Raw genomic sequence first — 16,273 nt, 5'->3', positions numbered from 1 at the left:
GGCCGTATTAACGATGTTCCGCTGTAATTTATTAAGACTTTATAAGAGCATCTGTTTAAAGGAGAGAATTTAATATGCAACAATTAATCGCAGAAATTACTCAAGGCCAATTAAAAACTGACCTTCCTTCATTCCGTCCTGGAGACACTTTACGTGTACACGTAAAAGTAGTTGAGGGAACTCGTGAAAGAATTCAGCTTTTCGAAGGTGTTGTAATTAAACGTCGTGGTGGCGGAATCAGTGAAACATTCACAGTTCGTAAGATTTCTTACGGTGTAGGTGTTGAGCGTACATTCCCAGTTCACACGCCAAGAATCGCGAAACTTGAAGTACTTCGCCGTGGTAAAGTACGTCGTGCTAAGTTATACTACTTACGTAACCTTCGCGGTAAAAAAGCACGTATTAAAGAAATTCGATAAGACATGTATGGGAGCTTGTAAATACACAAGCTCCCTTTTTCCAATCTATATAAAATTTTGATATAATACGAGCAGCTTACATAATCGTGGAGGGGAAATGCATGAAGAAAGAAAAGAGTTCACTTTGGGAATGGATCAAAGCAATTTTGATTGCTGTTGTATTAGCAGGTGTTATTAGACAGTTTTTCTTTGCGCCAATTCTCGTAGATGGAGTATCGATGGCGTCTACTTTACATGATCGCGATCGAATGATTGTCAATAAAATTGGTTATCACATAGGAGATCCGAAAAGATTTGATATTATCGTATTCCGAGCGACGGAAGATAAAGATTATATTAAGCGCATTATCGGCCTGCCAGGCGATGAAATAGAGTATCGTAATGATAAACTATATGTTAACGGAAAGGCTTATGAGGAGCCGTATTTAGACAAGCAAAAAAAACAAATTGCTGACGGACCGCTTACATATGATTTTACTCTTGAAGAAATGACAGGGAAGAAAACTGTTCCAGAAGGTCAATTATTTGTTTTAGGCGATAATCGTCGTTTTAGTAAAGATAGCCGTTCGATTGGTACAATTTCAATGGACCAAGTGATTGGAAAAGCAAATATACTATATTGGCCGTTAAAAGATGCTCGTATTGTGAAATAAAAGAAAAAGAAGGTGGCAACATGGTAATTCAATGGTTCCCGGGACATATGGCAAAGGCTAGACGCCAAGTAACAGAAAAATTAAAGTTAATTGATGTTGTAATTGAGCTTGTAGATGCTCGATTACCTTTATCTTCTCGAAATCCAATGATCGATGAGATTATTACACATAAGCCGAGGCTTGTTGTTTTAAATAAAGCGGATATGGCAGATGATCGTTTAACAAAGCAATGGATCGCATATTTTAAAGAAAAAGGCCAGATGGCAATTTCAATTAACGCACAAGCTGGACAAGGTATGAAGGAAATTGCAGCGGCTTGTAAAGTGTTGGTGAAAGAAAAATTTGATAAAATGGTTGCAAAAGGTATTAGACCAAGAGCAATTCGTGCATTAATTGTAGGTATACCGAATGTTGGTAAATCTACGTTAATTAATAAGTTGGCGAAGAAAAATATCGCTAAAACAGGAGATCGTCCTGGTGTGACAACAGCTCAACAATGGATTAAAGTTGGGAAGGAAATGGAACTGTTAGATACACCGGGTATTTTATGGCCTAAATTTGAAGATCAATTAGTGGGTCTTCGTTTAGCGACAACGGGCGCAATTAAAGATTCAATTTTAAATTTACAAGATGTTGCTGTTTATGCTTTACGTTTTATGGAAAAACATTATCCAGAACGATTGAAAGATCGATATAATTTAAATGAAATTCCAGAAGATATTGTGGAGTTATTCGATGCAATTGGAAAAAATAGAGGCTGTTTAATGGGCGGCGGAATGATTGATTATGATAAAACATCTGAGCTTATACTTCGTGAGCTTCGTGGTGGAAAACTTGGGAAAATGACGTTTGAAACACCAGAAGAGTTCGCGGAGCAAGTAGAAGGTGTTGAAAAAGTAGAAGAAGTATAAGACGTGCGTTTGTACGTCTTTTCTTTTTTGTATATAAAGGGAGTGTGCGTGAATGCAAAAAGTGACTATTCAAGAAGCGGAACATCTACTGCAAGAAATTATAAGTGAAGAAGACGACCGCTTTCAAATATTAATGAAAGATGAGCGAAAAGGGGTACAAAAGCTCATTTTGAAGTGGCATAAACAAAAAGAGTTAGCGCAGAAAGAAAAAGAAAAGTTTTTCGAAATGTCTAAGTATGAGATTGCATTACGTGAAAAAGGGCTCACATTTATTGCAGGTATAGATGAAGTAGGGCGTGGGCCGCTAGCTGGGCCTGTCGTGACGGCAGCTGTTGTCCTTCCGGAAGATTTTTATATTCCAGGGTTGAATGACTCGAAAAAGCTGAGTGAGGCGAAGCGAGAGCGTTTTTATGATGAAATTAAAACACAAGCAATTGCAATTGGAGTTGGAATTGTATCACCACAAGTTATTGATGAGATAAATATTTATCAAGCGACGAAACAAGCGATGTTAGATGCTGTTGCGAATTTATCTTGTGCACCAGAACATTTATTAATTGATGCGATGAAACTTCCTACACCAATTCCGCAAACATCCATTATTAAAGGTGATGCGAAAAGTATTTCTATTTCAGCTGCATCCATTATTGCGAAAGTAACGAGAGATCGTATGATGAAAGAGCTTGGAGAAAAGTATCCTGCATATGGATTTGAACAACATATGGGATATGGCACAAAAAAACATTTAGAAGCGATTGAAGCGCATGGAGTATTAGAAGAACATCGCAAATCGTTTGCACCAATTAAAGATACGATTCAAAAATAAGCTGCGAATATGCAGCTTATTTTTTTATTTTGGTATATGAACATTATTATTTCCAAAAAAGAATAAAGCGATTTCAGTTTTCTGACACTTTATTGTAGACAGCGTGCCAATCATCTTATACAATGGCAATGTAATGTTTTTTAAACATTAAAAAACTTTTCGAGTAAAACAGGAAAACAGGGGAGGATGGGACCATGAATATCCATGAGTACCAAGGTAAGGCAGTCCTTAAAAGCTATGGGGTTAGCGTTCCGAACGGGAAGGTTGCATTTACAGTAGAAGAAGCTGTAGAAGCAGCGAAAGAATTAGGAACGGATGTATGTGTAGTAAAAGCACAAATTCACGCTGGTGGACGCGGCAAAGCTGGCGGAGTAAAAGTTGCAAAAAATTTAGATGAAGTTCGTACATATGCAGAGAGCATTTTAGGAACTACACTTGTGACACATCAAACAGGTCCTGAAGGTAAGGAAGTAAAACGCTTACTTATCGAAGAAGGTTGCGATATTAAAAAAGAATATTATGTTGGTCTAGTTTTAGATCGTGCAACTTCTCAAGTTGTTTTAATGGCATCTGAAGAAGGTGGAACAGAAATTGAAGAAGTAGCAGAGCAAACACCTGAAAAGATCTTTAAAGAATATATTGATCCAGCAGTAGGCTTACAAGGATTCCAAGCGCGCCGAATCGCGTTTAACATCAATATTCCAAAAGAGCTTGTAGGACAAGCTGTGAAGTTTATGATGGGCTTATACCGTGCGTTTATCGAAAAAGATTGCTCTATCGCGGAGATCAATCCACTTGTTACAACAGGTGACGGTAAAGTTATGGCATTAGATGCGAAATTAAACTTTGATTCTAATGCTTTATATCGCAATAAAGACATTTTAGAACTTCGTGATCTTGATGAAGAAGATTCAAAAGAAATTGAAGCTTCTAAATATGACTTAAACTACATTCCTTTAGATGGAAATATCGGTTGTATGGTTAATGGTGCAGGTTTAGCGATGGCTACAATGGATATCATTAAACATTACCATGGCGATCCAGCTAACTTCTTAGATGTTGGTGGCGGTGCAACAGCTGAAAAAGTTACAGAAGCATTCAAAATTATCCTTTCTGACAAAAATGTAAAAGGTATCTTCGTTAACATTTTTGGTGGCATTATGAAGTGTGATGTTATCGCAGAAGGTGTTATTGAAGCGACGAAACAAGTAGGTCTTGAATTACCTTTAGTTGTACGTCTTGAAGGTACAAACGTAGAGTTAGGTAAGAAAATTTTAAATGAGTCTGGCTTAAATATTGTTGCAGCAGAATCTATGGCAGACGGTGCACAAAAAATTGTTTCACTAGTGGGCTAATAGAAAGCGGGGGAGAAAAATGAGCGTATTAGTTAATAAAGATACAAAAGTTATTGTTCAAGGTATTACAGGTTCTCAAGGTTTATTCCACACAAAACAAATGATTGAATACGGTACGAAAATTGTCGGTGGTGTAACGCCAGGTAAAGGTGGCACTGATATTGAAGGTGTACCAGTATTTGATACTGTAGAAGATGCAGTGAAAGCAACAGGCGCAAACGCTTCAGTTGTATACGTTCCACCCGCTTTTGCGGCTGATGCAATTATGGAAGCAGTTGATGCAGAAATCGATTTAGTAGTATGTATTACCGAAGGAATTCCTGTATTAGATATGGTAAACGTAAAGAGATATATGGCGGGTAAACATACACGTTTACTTGGACCGAACTGTCCTGGTGTTATTACGCCTGATGAATGTAAAATTGGTATTATGCCAGGGTACATTCATAAAAAAGGCCATGTAGGTATCGTATCTCGTTCTGGTACATTAACGTATGAGGCTGTACATCAGTTAACACAAGAAGGTATTGGTCAATCTACTGCTGTAGGTATCGGTGGGGACCCAGTTAACGGTACGGACTTTATAGATGCGTTAAAAGCATTTAATGAAGATGAAGAAACGCATGCTGTAATTATGATTGGTGAAATCGGTGGTACAGCAGAAGAAGAGGCAGCTGAATGGGTGAAAGCTAATATGACAAAACCTGTTGTAGGCTTCATTGGTGGCCAAACAGCGCCTGCTGGCAAACGTATGGGCCATGCTGGTGCAATCATTTCTGGCGGTAAAGGAACTGCTGCAGAAAAGATTAAAACGATGGAAGCTTGTGGTATTAAAGTAGCGGAAACTCCAGCGGTTATGGGCGAAACGCTAATCTCTGTCTTAAAAGAAAAAGGTCTATTTGAAACTTGTAAAAACTACTAATCTGTTGAAAGACACCTTCTTGCTTGAAGGTGTCTTTTTACGTAATTCTTGTTTACATAATAAAAATTATGGGTAAGGAGAATTAAGATGAAAAGAGAACGATTGTTACATCTTCATTATTTTTTAGCAGATCATTGGAAGGCGATGGAAAGACTACTATATGTCGATCCTGAATTGAAGGGAATATACACGTTTAATACAAAACAAATGGAATACTACACTGGAATATCCTCGAAAAAATCTTCAGAATTAGTAAATTTTCTTCAAAGTTCAAATCTCCCGCAATATATATCTTATTTAGAAAAAAATCGAATCTTTTATATGACTATATGGGATGAATATTATCCACAATTATTACGTGAAATACAAGATCCCCCCTTTGTGTTATATGGAAAAGGAGATAAGTGTTTTCTCAATAAAGCGAATAAATTAGCGGTTATTGGAACGAGAGAACCGACTTTATATGGACATGAGAGTTTAAAATTTATTTTACACCCATTATTAGAAAGGGAATGGCTTATTGTCAGTGGGTTTGCAAGAGGGATAGATACAATGTCTCATGAAATTACAGTAAGACGGCATTGCCCGACTATTGCAATACTAGGACATGGATTATCGTATATGTATCCAAAAGAAAATAGACATTTATATGAAACGTGGAATGAATATATATTGTTATTAACAGAGTATCCGCCGCACTATGCACCTAAAAAATGGTATTTTCCAAAAAGGAACCGGATTATTAGTGGTATAAGTAAGGGTGTTTTAGTTGTAGAAGCGAAATCAAGAAGTGGAACACTTATTACTGCGGACCTTGCTTTAGAGCAAAATAGAGAGGTATTTGCACTTCCTGGACCTATATTTATAGATAGTGCATCAGGAACGAATCATTTGATTCAACAAGGAGCAAAACTAGTAAGAAATGCAGAAGATATCTTGGAAGAGGTTTTAAATTAACCTTATATTTTTATGTTTTTATTAAACAATTATTGACAAATGGTAGATAGGCGCTGTATGGTATATTCATTCTTGATTGACAAAAACAAGAGAAATCAATAAGATTGATGAAGACTTGAATCCACCTCTTAAGGAGGCACTAGCATGTCAGATTACCTCGTAATCGTGGAGTCGCCTTCTAAGGCGAAGACCATTGAGAAATATTTAGGGAAAAAATACAAAGTTGTCGCGTCTATGGGACACGTTCGCGATTTACCTAAAAGCCAAATGGGGATAGAAGTAAAGAACAACTTCACCCCGAAGTATATTACCATTCGTGGTAAAGGTCCCGTCTTAAAAGATTTAAAATCAGCGGCCAAAAAAGCAAAGAAAGTCTATCTCGCGGCCGATCCAGACCGCGAAGGGGAAGCAATTGCTTGGCATTTAGCCAATACGTTAAATGTGGACGTTGAATCAGATTGTCGAGTTGTGTTTAATGAGATTACAAAAGATGCAATAAAAGAATCATTTAAACACCCTCGTGCGATTAATATGGATTTAGTAGATGCACAACAAGCAAGGCGTATACTAGATCGTCTTGTTGGTTACAATATTAGTCCTTTATTATGGAAGAAAGTAAAAAAAGGATTAAGTGCAGGACGCGTACAATCTGTAGCAGTTCGTTTAATTATCGAACGTGAAAAAGAAATTCAAATCTTTGAGCCTGAAGAATTCTGGACAATTAAGACGGAATTTGTAAAGGGGAAAGACACATTTGAAGCAAGCTTTTACGGTGTAGATGGTGAAAAAGTTCAATTAACGAATGAAACGCAAGTGAATGAAATAATTGAACAGATGAAAGATAATGCGTTTTCAGTTGAAAATGTAACGCGAAAAGAGCGAAAACGTAATCCTGCATTACCGTTTACAACATCTTCCTTGCAACAAGAGGCAGCGCGTAAGTTAAACATGCGAGCAAAGAAAACAATGATGCTCGCGCAGCAATTGTATGAAGGTATAGATCTTGGAAAGCAAGGGACGGTAGGTCTTATTACGTATATGAGAACTGACTCAACACGTATCTCAGAAACAGCTCAAACAGAGGCGCGTACTTACATTACTGAGGCGTTTGGTGCGGAATACATAGGGACAGAAAAGAAGAAAGAAACGAAAAAGTCGAACGCGCAAGATGCGCATGAGGCAATTCGTCCTACTTCGGTAATGAGAAGGCCAGAGGAACTAAAGAGTTTCTTAAGTCGTGATCAACTTCGGTTGTATAAACTGATTTGGGAGCGATTTGTTGCAAGTCAAATGGCGTCTGCTATAATGGATACTGTGACAGCTAGACTCATTAATAACAATGTTCAGTTCCGTGCAAGTGGATCGGTTGTAAAGTTTCCAGGATTTATGAAAGTGTATGTAGAGTCGAAAGATGATGGGGCTGAAGAAAAGGATAAAATGTTGCCACCTTTAGAAGTAGGGGAAACGGTATTTTCAAAGGATTTAGAACCGAAGCAACACTTTACACAACCTCCGCCGCGCTATACAGAGGCTCGTCTAGTAAGAACACTTGAAGAGCTTGGAATTGGAAGACCGTCGACTTACGTACCGACACTTGAAACGATTCAAAAACGTGGATACGTAGGTTTGGATAATAAACGCTTCGTTCCAACTGAACTTGGTGAAATAGTAATTGAACTTATTTTAGAGTTTTTCCCAGAAATTATTAACATTGAATTTACTGCTAACATGGAGCAAAGTCTTGATGAAGTAGAAGAAGGAAATGCGAATTGGGTAAAAATTGTTGATGATTTCTACGTAGGCTTTGAACCGCGTTTAGAAAAAGCGGAAAAAGAAATGCGTGAAGTGGAAATTAAAGATGAACCAGCTGGGGAAGACTGTGAATTGTGTGATCACCCAATGGTCTTTAAAATGGGTAAATACGGGAAATTTATGGCTTGTTCGAATTTCCCAGATTGTCGTAATACAAAACCGATTGTGAAAGAAATCGGTGTTACTTGTCCGAAGTGTGATAAAGGTCAAATTATTGAACGCCGTAGTAATAAAAAGAAACGTCTTTTCTATGGATGCGGTACGTATCCAGAGTGTGACTTTGTATCTTGGGATAAACCAATTGGTCGTAAATGTCCGAAGTGCGAAGGTATGCTTGTAGAGAAGAAGTTGAAAAAAGGCGTGCAAGTACAATGTATTTCGTGTGATTATGAAGAAGAACAACAAATGTGAGCGTAACTGCTCACATTTTTTTCGGGAAGAAAAGGAAAGGTGATAAATATGACAACACAAGTAGTAAACGTCATTGGCGCAGGTCTTGCAGGAAGTGAAGCAGCTTACCAAATTGCAAAACGTGGTGTCCAAGTGAAATTATATGAAATGAGACCAGTAAGGCAAACGCCAGCTCATCACACAGATAAATTTGCAGAGTTAGTATGCAGTAACTCGCTTCGAGCAAACACATTAACAAACGCTGTTGGTGTTATTAAAGAAGAAATGCGTCTAATGGACTCTGTTATTATTCGTGCAGCTGATGAGTGCTCTGTACCAGCAGGAGGAGCTTTAGCTGTAGATCGTCATGAATTTGCGGCAAAGGTAACGGAGTATGTGAAAAACCATCCGAACGTAACTGTGATGAATGAAGAAATTACTGAAATTCCAGAAGGGCCTACTGTTATCGCGACAGGTCCACTTACGTCTCCTGATCTTGCTGCACAATTAAAAGAATTAACAGGTGAAGATTATTTTTATTTCTATGATGCTGCAGCACCGATTGTTGAGAAAGACAGCATTGATATGAATAAAGTATATTTAAAGTCTCGTTACGATAAAGGTGAAGCTGCATATTTAAACTGCCCAATGACGGAAGAGGAATTTGACCGTTTTTACGAGGCTTTAATTGCTGCTGAAACAGTACCTTTAAAAGAATTTGAAAAAGAAATTTTCTTTGAAGGTTGTATGCCGGTAGAAGTTATGGCAAGTAGAGGAAGACAGACGCTAGTATTTGGACCGATGAAACCTGTTGGATTAGAAGATCCGAAAACAGGGAAAACGCCATATGCTGTTGTTCAGTTACGTCAAGATGATGCAGCAGGAACATTATACAATATCGTAGGTTTCCAAACGCATTTAAAGTGGGGGCCACAAAAAGAAGTGTTACAGTTGATTCCGGGACTGGAAAATGCAGAGATTGTACGTTATGGTGTAATGCATCGTAATACGTTTATTAATTCACCTAACTTGCTTCGTCCAACATATCAATATAAACAACGTGATGATTTATTCTTCGCTGGCCAAATGACCGGAGTAGAGGGATATGTTGAATCGGCGGCATCAGGATTACTAGCAGGTATTAACGCTGCTCGACTTGCGAAAGGTGAAGAGCCAGTTGTATTACCGCCTGTAACTGCAATGGGAAGTATGGCGAATTATATTACTGCGACAAACGCGAAAAACTTCCAACCAATGAATGCAAACTTCGGTTTGTTTGCACCGTTAGAGAAGAAAATTAAGAGAAAAGCAGAACGAAATGAAGCATATGCAACACGCGCTTTAGAAACAATTCAAAATTTTGTAAATATTTAGTTAAATTTCTTGCAAAGGCTACTAAGTTGTGATACGATTTAGTAGCCTTTATTGAGGTGAATTGTGTGAATGTGAAGAAATTGTTACAATTATTCGTTGGATATTTACAAATTGAAAGAAATTATTCAAAATATACAATTGCAAGTTATCAAAATGATTTAGAACATTTTGTGCAATTTATGGAGCGAGAAGGCATATCCTCTTTTTTAGATGTTACATACGCGGATGTTCGTTTGTACTTAACGACGTTGCACGATGAAAAGTTAGCCCGTAAATCTGTCGCAAGAAAAGTATCAAGCTTACGAAGTTTATATCGTTTTTTGATGCGTGAAGGTTATCGGAAAGATAATCCGTTTGCACTTGCGTCACTCCCCAAAAAAGAATTGTCAATCCCAAAGTTTTTATATGCTGAAGAATTAGAGGAATTATTTGAAGTTGCTGATACGGAAACACCGCTAGGTCAAAGGAATCAAGCTTTATTAGAGTTGATGTATGCGACTGGAATCCGTGTGAGTGAATGTGTCAATTTACAACTTACCGATATTGACTTCGCGGTGGGAACAATTTTAGTAATGGGAAAAGGAAAAAAACAAAGGTATATTCCGTTCGGAAGCTATGCGCAAGATGCTTTAATTACTTATATAGAGAACGGGAGAAAACAGTTAGCTCACAAAACTGAAGAACACTCTCATATGGTATTTTTAAATGCGAAAGGCACGCCGCTAACAAGTCGAGGGGTACGCTATGTATTAAACGAACTCATTAAGAAGGCTTCACTGACAATGCGGATAAGTCCCCATATGTTAAGGCATACATTTGCTACACACATGTTAGATGAAGGGGCAGATTTACGTACTGTACAGGAGCTACTCGGTCATGAGAATTTGTCGACGACACAAATTTATACGCATGTCTCTAAAGAAAGATTGCGTTCGGTCTACATGAAGCATCACCCACGGGCATAAATTGCTTTTAAAGCTATAAAAACATATAAAGGAGTTTTTTCTATGGGAAATTTCCACGCTACAACGATATTTGCAGTTCATCATAATGGAGAATGTGCAATGGCTGGAGATGGTCAGGTGACAATGGGAAATGCAGTTGTAATGAAACATACAGCTCGTAAAGTCCGTAAACTTTTCCAAGGAAAAGTTTTAGCTGGCTTTGCAGGTTCCGTCGCTGACGCATTTACTCTTTTTGAAATGTTTGAAGGGAAATTAGAAGAGTACAATGGGAACTTGCAGCGTGCTGCAGTTGAGATGGCAAAACAATGGCGTGGCGACAAAATGTTACGTCAGCTAGAAGCGATGCTCATTGTCATGGATAAAACAACTATGCTTCTTGTTTCAGGTACAGGAGAAGTGATTGAACCGGATGATGGTATTTTAGCGATTGGATCTGGTGGGAATTATGCGCTTTCTGCAGGTCGTGCTTTAAAGCAATATGCAAGTGAACATTTAACAGCGAAGCAAATTGCAAAAGCGAGTTTAGACGTTGCTGGCGATATTTGTGTTTATACAAACCACAATATAATTGTGGAAGAATTGTAGAATCGTAAGGGAGGCATTTTATATGCATTTACATTTTACTCCGCGTCAAATTGTGGAAAAATTAGATCAATACATTATCGGTCAAAAAGATGCGAAGAAAGCGGTTGCTGTAGCTTTAAGAAATCGATATCGTCGAAGTAAATTAGCTGAAAATCTACGTGATGAAATTGCGCCTAAAAATATTTTAATGATTGGACCGACAGGTGTTGGTAAAACAGAGGTAGCACGACGAATGGCGAAACTCGTTGGAGCACCTTTTATTAAGGTTGAAGCTACCAAATTTACAGAAGTTGGATATGTAGGTAGAGATGTAGAATCGATGGTACGTGACCTTGTGGAAACGTCAGTTCGTATCGTGAAAGAAGAAATGGTAATTAAAGTACAAGATAAAGCAGAAGAACAAGCGAACCAACGTCTTGTTGAAATTTTAGTGCCGAGTCCGGAGAAACAATCTGGATTTAAAAACCCATTAGAAATGCTATTTGGCGGTGCTCAAAATTCGAATCAAACATCTGATGCACAGGAAGATGTTGAAATTGAAAAGAAACGTCAAGATGTGGAAAGAAAGCTTGCCGCAGGACTTCTTGAAGATGAAATTGTATCGATTGAAGTGACTGAGCAACAGTCTTCCATGTTCGATATGTTACAAGGAACTGGCATGGAACAAATGGGAATGAATTTCCAAGATGCATTAGGAAGTTTTATGCCGAAAAAAACAAAAAAACGTAAACTTTCTGTAAAAGAAGCAAGAAAACTCTTGACAAATGAGGAAGCACAGCGCTTAATTGATATGGATGAAGTTACACAAGAGGCTGTTTATCGTGCTGAACAGCTCGGGATTATTTTTATCGATGAAATTGACAAAATTGCTGGTAAGCAGTCGAATAGCGTAGATGTATCACGTGAAGGTGTGCAACGTGACATTTTGCCAATTGTAGAAGGGTCGAATGTTGCGACAAAATACGGATCAGTAAAAACGGATTATATTTTATTCGTTGCAGCTGGAGCGTTTCATATGTCTAAACCGTCGGATTTAATTCCGGAACTGCAAGGGAGATTTCCGATTCGAGTAGAGTTAACAAAATTATCGACAGATGATTTTGTTAAAATATTAATCGAGCCTGACAATGCGTTAATTAAACAATATATGGCTTTATTAGCGACTGAAGGTATAGAAATTGAATTTTCAGACGAAGCTATTCGTAAGATTGCTGAGATTGCTTATCAAGTTAATCAGGATACAGATAATATTGGAGCAAGAAGACTTCATACGATTATGGAGAAACTCCTTGAAGATTTATCGTTTGAAGCATCTGAAATTACGTTAGAGAAAATAACGATAACACCTCAATACGTTGAGGAGAAATTAGCAACGATTGCTAAAAATAAAGATGTGAGCCAGTTTATTTTGTAATAGTGTCATCAGGTGACTCGCCCTAGTTTCCAAGTGATGAAAAAATATGTAAGTAACATGTAGGAGGAACTTTTGAAATGGAATTATTAGCAAAAACAAGAAAATTAAATGCGTTATTACAGAGCGCAGCAGGAAAGCCTGTAAACTTTAGAGAAATGTCTGACACAATGTGTGAAGTAATCGAAGCGAACGTATTCGTAGTAAGTCGTCGTGGTAAATTACTAGGTTATGCAATTCACCAACAAATTGAGAATGAGCGTATGAAACAAATGCTTGCAGAGCGTCAATTCCCGGAAGAATACACGCAAAGCTTATTCAACATTACAGAAACATCTTCGAACTTAGATGTAAACAGTGCTTACACAGCATTCCCAGTAGAAAATAGAGAATTATTCGGTCAAGGTTTAACTACAATCGTACCAATCGTTGGTGGCGGTGAGCGTTTAGGCACATTAGTGTTAGCTCGTCTTGGTCAAGAGTTCTTAGACGATGATTTAATCCTTGCTGAATACAGTTCAACTGTAGTAGGTATGGAAATCTTACGTGAAAAAGCAGAAGAAATCGAAGAGGAAGCACGTAGTAAAGCTGTTGTTCAAATGGCGATTAGCTCATTATCTTACAGTGAGTTAGAAGCAATCGAGCATATCTTCGAAGAATTAAATGGAACAGAAGGTTTACTTGTTGCAAGTAAAATTGCTGATCGCGTAGGAATTACTCGTTCTGTAATCGTAAATGCACTACGTAAATTAGAAAGTGCTGGTGTTATTGAGTCTCGCTCTTTAGGTATGAAAGGAACATACATTAAAGTGCTAAACGACAAATTTCTACAGGAACTTGCTAAATTAAAAACAAACTAATTTATAAAACTCTCCTCGTTTTTTGAGGAGAGTTTTTTGTGTATAAAAGATTAATGGTGTTTGTAAAAAGCGTCATAATCGTGTTCTTTGGAAAAGCTATGAATTGCATTTCATTTTTTTGCTTAAAAGAAATGCAGGTTGGTAATACTAGAATTCGAGTATAAACAAAGAAAGTTTTACATTGTTCGCATTTTCGACTTGATTGTAATATTTCAGTATGATATAGTAAGCAGTGGTGTCAGTACAAAGTACACACGTTTACTGATTTAAGTGTTGGTGCTACGTTTGTAGTTTCGCTTAGAGATGAAGTAAACGGAGGATATCAAAAACCATTTAGGAGGAACTATATTATGTCAGTAATTTCTATGAAGCAATTGCTTGAAGCTGGTGTTCATTTCGGACATCAAACTCGTCGTTGGAACCCAAAAATGAAGCGTTACATTTTCACAGAGCGTAACGGTATCTACATCATCGACTTACAAAAAACTGTGAAAAAAGTTGAGGAAGCTTACAGAACGATGCGTGACATCGCTGCTGAAGGTGGAGACATTTTATTTGTAGGTACTAAAAAACAAGCACAAGAAGCTATTAAAGAAGAAGCAACTCGTGCTGGTATGTACTTCGTTAACCAACGTTGGTTAGGTGGAACTTTAACAAACTTCCAAACAATCCAAAAGCGTATCAAGCGTCTTAAAGACATCGAAAGAATGCAAGAAGATGGTACTTTCGAAGTACTTCCTAAGAAAGAAGTTGTTCAACTTAAAAAAGAGTTAGAGCGTCTTGAGAAATTCTTAGGCGGTATTAAAGATATGAAAGGTCTTCCAAGTGCATTATTCGTAGTAGACCCTCGTAAAGAGCGTATTGCAGTTGCTGAAGCGCGCAAATTACACATTCCAATCATCGGTATCGTTGATACAAACTGTGATCCAGACGAAATCGATCACGTTATCCCAGCAAACGATGATGCAATTCGTGCTGTAAAACTTCTTACATCTAAAATGGCAGACGCGATCCTTGAAGCAAAACAAGGTGAAGAAACTGTTACTGCGTAACAAATTTGGAAAGGTGATAAGGGGTTCGGCCTTTTATCACCTTTTTTAAGGTATAAACACCTTTATAAAAGGTATAAATACATATTTTAGGAGGATGAAAAATATGGCAATCACTGCACAAATGGTAAAAGAACTTCGTGAAAAAACAGGCGCAGGTATGATGGACTGCAAAAAAGCTTTAACAGAAACTAATGGCGACATGGAGAAGGCAATTGACTTCTTACGTGAAAAAGGTATTGCGAAAGCTGCTAAAAAAGCAGACCGCATTGCTGCTGAAGGTTTAACTTTCATCGAAACAAACGGTAACGAAGGTTTAATCTTAGAATTAAACTCTGAAACTGATTTCGTTGCGAAAAACGAAGGTTTCCAAGCATTAATTAAAGAATTAGCTGCTCACTTATTAGCTAACAAACCAGCTAACGTTGAAGAAGCTATGGCTCAAACAATCGAAGGCGGTAAAACAGTAGAAGAGCACATCAACGAAGCAATCGCTAAAATTGGTGAAAAACTTACACTTCGTCGTTTCGAAATCGTAACAAAAACTGATGCAGATGCATTCGGTGCTTACCTACACATGGGTGGACGCATCGGTGTATTAACAGTTCTTGAAGGTTCTACTGATGAAGCAGCTGCTAAAGATGTAGCAATGCATATTGCAGCAGTTAACCCTAAATACATCGACCGCGATGCTGTAACAGCTGAAGAAGTTGAGCATGAGCGTCAAGTATTAACACAACAAGCTTTAAACGAAGGCAAGCCTGAAAAAATCGTTGCAAAAATGGTTGAAGGCCGTCTAGGCAAATTCTTCGAAGAAATTTGCTTACTTGACCAAGCATTCGTTAAAAACCCTGATATGAAAGTTCGTCAGTTCGTTGAGTCTAAAGGCGGAACATTAAAAGGATTCGTTCGCTACGCTGTTGGTGAAGGTATCGAAAAACGCGAAGACAACTTTGCTGAAGAAGTAATGAACCAAGTAAAAGGTAGCAACTAATAAAGATTAGGGAACACATTGTGTTCCCTTTTTTAAAATAAAGATGTAAGCAATTGGAGGTTCATTATGAGTAAACCGAAATATAATCGTGTCGTATTAAAGCTAAGCGGAGAAGCGTTAGCTGGCGAACAAGGATTTGGAATTAACCCGTCTGTTATTAAATCAGTTGCGGAACAAGTGAAAGAAATTGCAGAACTTGATGTAGAGGTTGCTGTTGTTGTTGGTGGCGGAAACATTTGGCGTGGAAAAATCGGAAGTGAAATGGGAATGGATCGTGCTGGAGCAGATTACATGGGTATGTTAGCAACAGTTATGAACTCATTAGCTCTTCAAGATAGCCTAGAGAACATTGGAATTCAAACTCGTGTTCAAACTTCAATCGAAATGCGTCAAGTAGCAGAGCCTTACATTCGTCGTAAAGCAATTCGTCATCTAGAGAAAAAACGTGTTGTGATTTTTGCAGCAGGTACAGGTAACCCATATTTCTCTACAGATACAACGGCAGCACTACGTGCAGCGGAAATCGAAGCAGACGTCATCTTAATGGCGAAAAATAATGTAGATGGCGTATATAATGCAGATCCATCTCTTGACCCAACAGCTACGAAATACGAAACACTTACTTACTTAGATGTATTAAAAGAAGGTTTAGGTGTAATGGATTCAACAGCTTCTTCTTTATGTATGGACAATGATATTCCATTAATTGTATTCTCGGTTATGGAAAAAGGTAACATTAAACGTGCCGTTTTAGGCGAAAATATCGGAACAGTTGTAAGGGGGAAATAAA

16 protein-coding genes are annotated in these 16,273 nt (G+C 37.8%); all 16 read left to right on the top strand.

Annotation, left to right across the window (positions count from 1 at the left end; genetic code table 11):
- Positions 1–74 precede the first annotated feature (74 nt).
- On the top strand, positions 75–419 hold the full coding sequence (gene rplS, locus ILS93_RS06955; RefSeq protein WP_001186518.1) for a 50S ribosomal protein L19: 345 nt from the start codon (positions 75–77) through the stop codon (positions 417–419).
- A gap of 101 nt (positions 420–520) precedes the next feature.
- A complete protein-coding gene (gene lepB, locus ILS93_RS06950; RefSeq protein WP_000711857.1) occupies positions 521–1,072 on the top strand; it encodes a signal peptidase I in 552 nt (183 codons plus the stop codon).
- Positions 1,073–1,092: 20 nt separating this feature from the next.
- A complete protein-coding gene (gene ylqF, locus ILS93_RS06945; RefSeq protein ID WP_048546006.1) occupies positions 1,093–1,983 on the top strand; it encodes a ribosome biogenesis GTPase YlqF in 891 nt (296 codons plus the stop codon).
- A 52-nt stretch (positions 1,984–2,035) separates the two neighbouring features.
- A complete protein-coding gene (locus ILS93_RS06940) occupies positions 2,036–2,809 on the top strand; it encodes a ribonuclease HII (protein ID WP_064475007.1) in 774 nt (257 codons plus the stop codon).
- Positions 2,810–3,003: 194 nt separating this feature from the next.
- Positions 3,004–4,164 carry an ADP-forming succinate--CoA ligase subunit beta gene (sucC, locus tag ILS93_RS06935; RefSeq protein ID WP_001020778.1) on the top strand — a complete coding sequence of 387 codons (1,161 nt, stop codon included), beginning with the start codon at positions 3,004–3,006 and terminating at the stop codon, positions 4,162–4,164.
- Between the two features lie 19 nt (positions 4,165–4,183).
- Complete coding sequence (sucD, locus tag ILS93_RS06930) at positions 4,184–5,086, top strand: succinate--CoA ligase subunit alpha (RefSeq protein WP_000115178.1); 903 nt, start codon at positions 4,184–4,186, stop codon at positions 5,084–5,086.
- 87 nt (positions 5,087–5,173) lie between these two features.
- The gene (dprA, locus tag ILS93_RS06925) at positions 5,174–6,043 is read left to right on the top strand and encodes a DNA-processing protein DprA (protein ID WP_222660250.1); all 870 of its coding nucleotides are present in this window, start codon (positions 5,174–5,176) and stop codon (positions 6,041–6,043) included.
- A gap of 144 nt (positions 6,044–6,187) precedes the next feature.
- Positions 6,188–8,266 (top strand): type I DNA topoisomerase, encoded by a 2,079-nt coding sequence (gene topA / locus ILS93_RS06920; protein WP_001286953.1) that lies wholly within the window; start codon positions 6,188–6,190, stop codon positions 8,264–8,266.
- 48 nt (positions 8,267–8,314) lie between these two features.
- Positions 8,315–9,619 (top strand): FADH(2)-oxidizing methylenetetrahydrofolate--tRNA-(uracil(54)-C(5))-methyltransferase TrmFO, encoded by a 1,305-nt coding sequence (gene trmFO, locus ILS93_RS06915; protein WP_064475009.1) that lies wholly within the window; start codon positions 8,315–8,317, stop codon positions 9,617–9,619.
- Positions 9,620–9,684: 65 nt separating this feature from the next.
- Complete coding sequence (gene xerC, locus ILS93_RS06910; protein WP_001101235.1) at positions 9,685–10,584, top strand: tyrosine recombinase XerC; 900 nt, start codon at positions 9,685–9,687, stop codon at positions 10,582–10,584.
- Between the two features lie 42 nt (positions 10,585–10,626).
- Positions 10,627–11,169 (top strand): ATP-dependent protease proteolytic subunit HslV, encoded by a 543-nt coding sequence (gene hslV, locus ILS93_RS06905; protein ID WP_064475010.1) that lies wholly within the window; start codon positions 10,627–10,629, stop codon positions 11,167–11,169.
- 22 nt (positions 11,170–11,191) lie between these two features.
- Positions 11,192–12,583, top strand: coding sequence for an ATP-dependent protease ATPase subunit HslU (gene hslU / locus ILS93_RS06900; RefSeq protein ID WP_000550070.1), 1,392 nt, complete (start codon positions 11,192–11,194; stop codon positions 12,581–12,583).
- Positions 12,584–12,660: 77 nt separating this feature from the next.
- Positions 12,661–13,440, top strand: coding sequence for a GTP-sensing pleiotropic transcriptional regulator CodY (codY, locus tag ILS93_RS06895; protein ID WP_000421290.1), 780 nt, complete (start codon positions 12,661–12,663; stop codon positions 13,438–13,440).
- Positions 13,441–13,790: 350 nt separating this feature from the next.
- Entirely contained in the window at positions 13,791–14,492 is a 702-nt protein-coding gene (gene rpsB, locus ILS93_RS06890; protein WP_000111485.1) for a 30S ribosomal protein S2, read from the top strand.
- Positions 14,493–14,595: 103 nt separating this feature from the next.
- A complete protein-coding gene (gene tsf, locus ILS93_RS06885) occupies positions 14,596–15,483 on the top strand; it encodes a translation elongation factor Ts (protein ID WP_064475011.1) in 888 nt (295 codons plus the stop codon).
- Between the two features lie 66 nt (positions 15,484–15,549).
- Positions 15,550–16,272: a UMP kinase gene (gene pyrH / locus ILS93_RS06880; protein WP_000042666.1), complete on the top strand. Its 723-nt coding sequence runs from the start codon at positions 15,550–15,552 to the stop codon at positions 16,270–16,272.
- Position 16,273: the final 1 nt, after the last annotated feature.

Source organism: Bacillus sp. 16GRE42 (assembly GCF_019837435.1).
In the GTDB taxonomy this organism is placed as follows: domain Bacteria; phylum Bacillota; class Bacilli; order Bacillales; family Bacillaceae_G; genus Bacillus_A; species Bacillus_A wiedmannii.
Note: the sequence above shows the minus strand (reverse complement) of the source record. Positions and strands in the feature narration are given on the sequence as shown.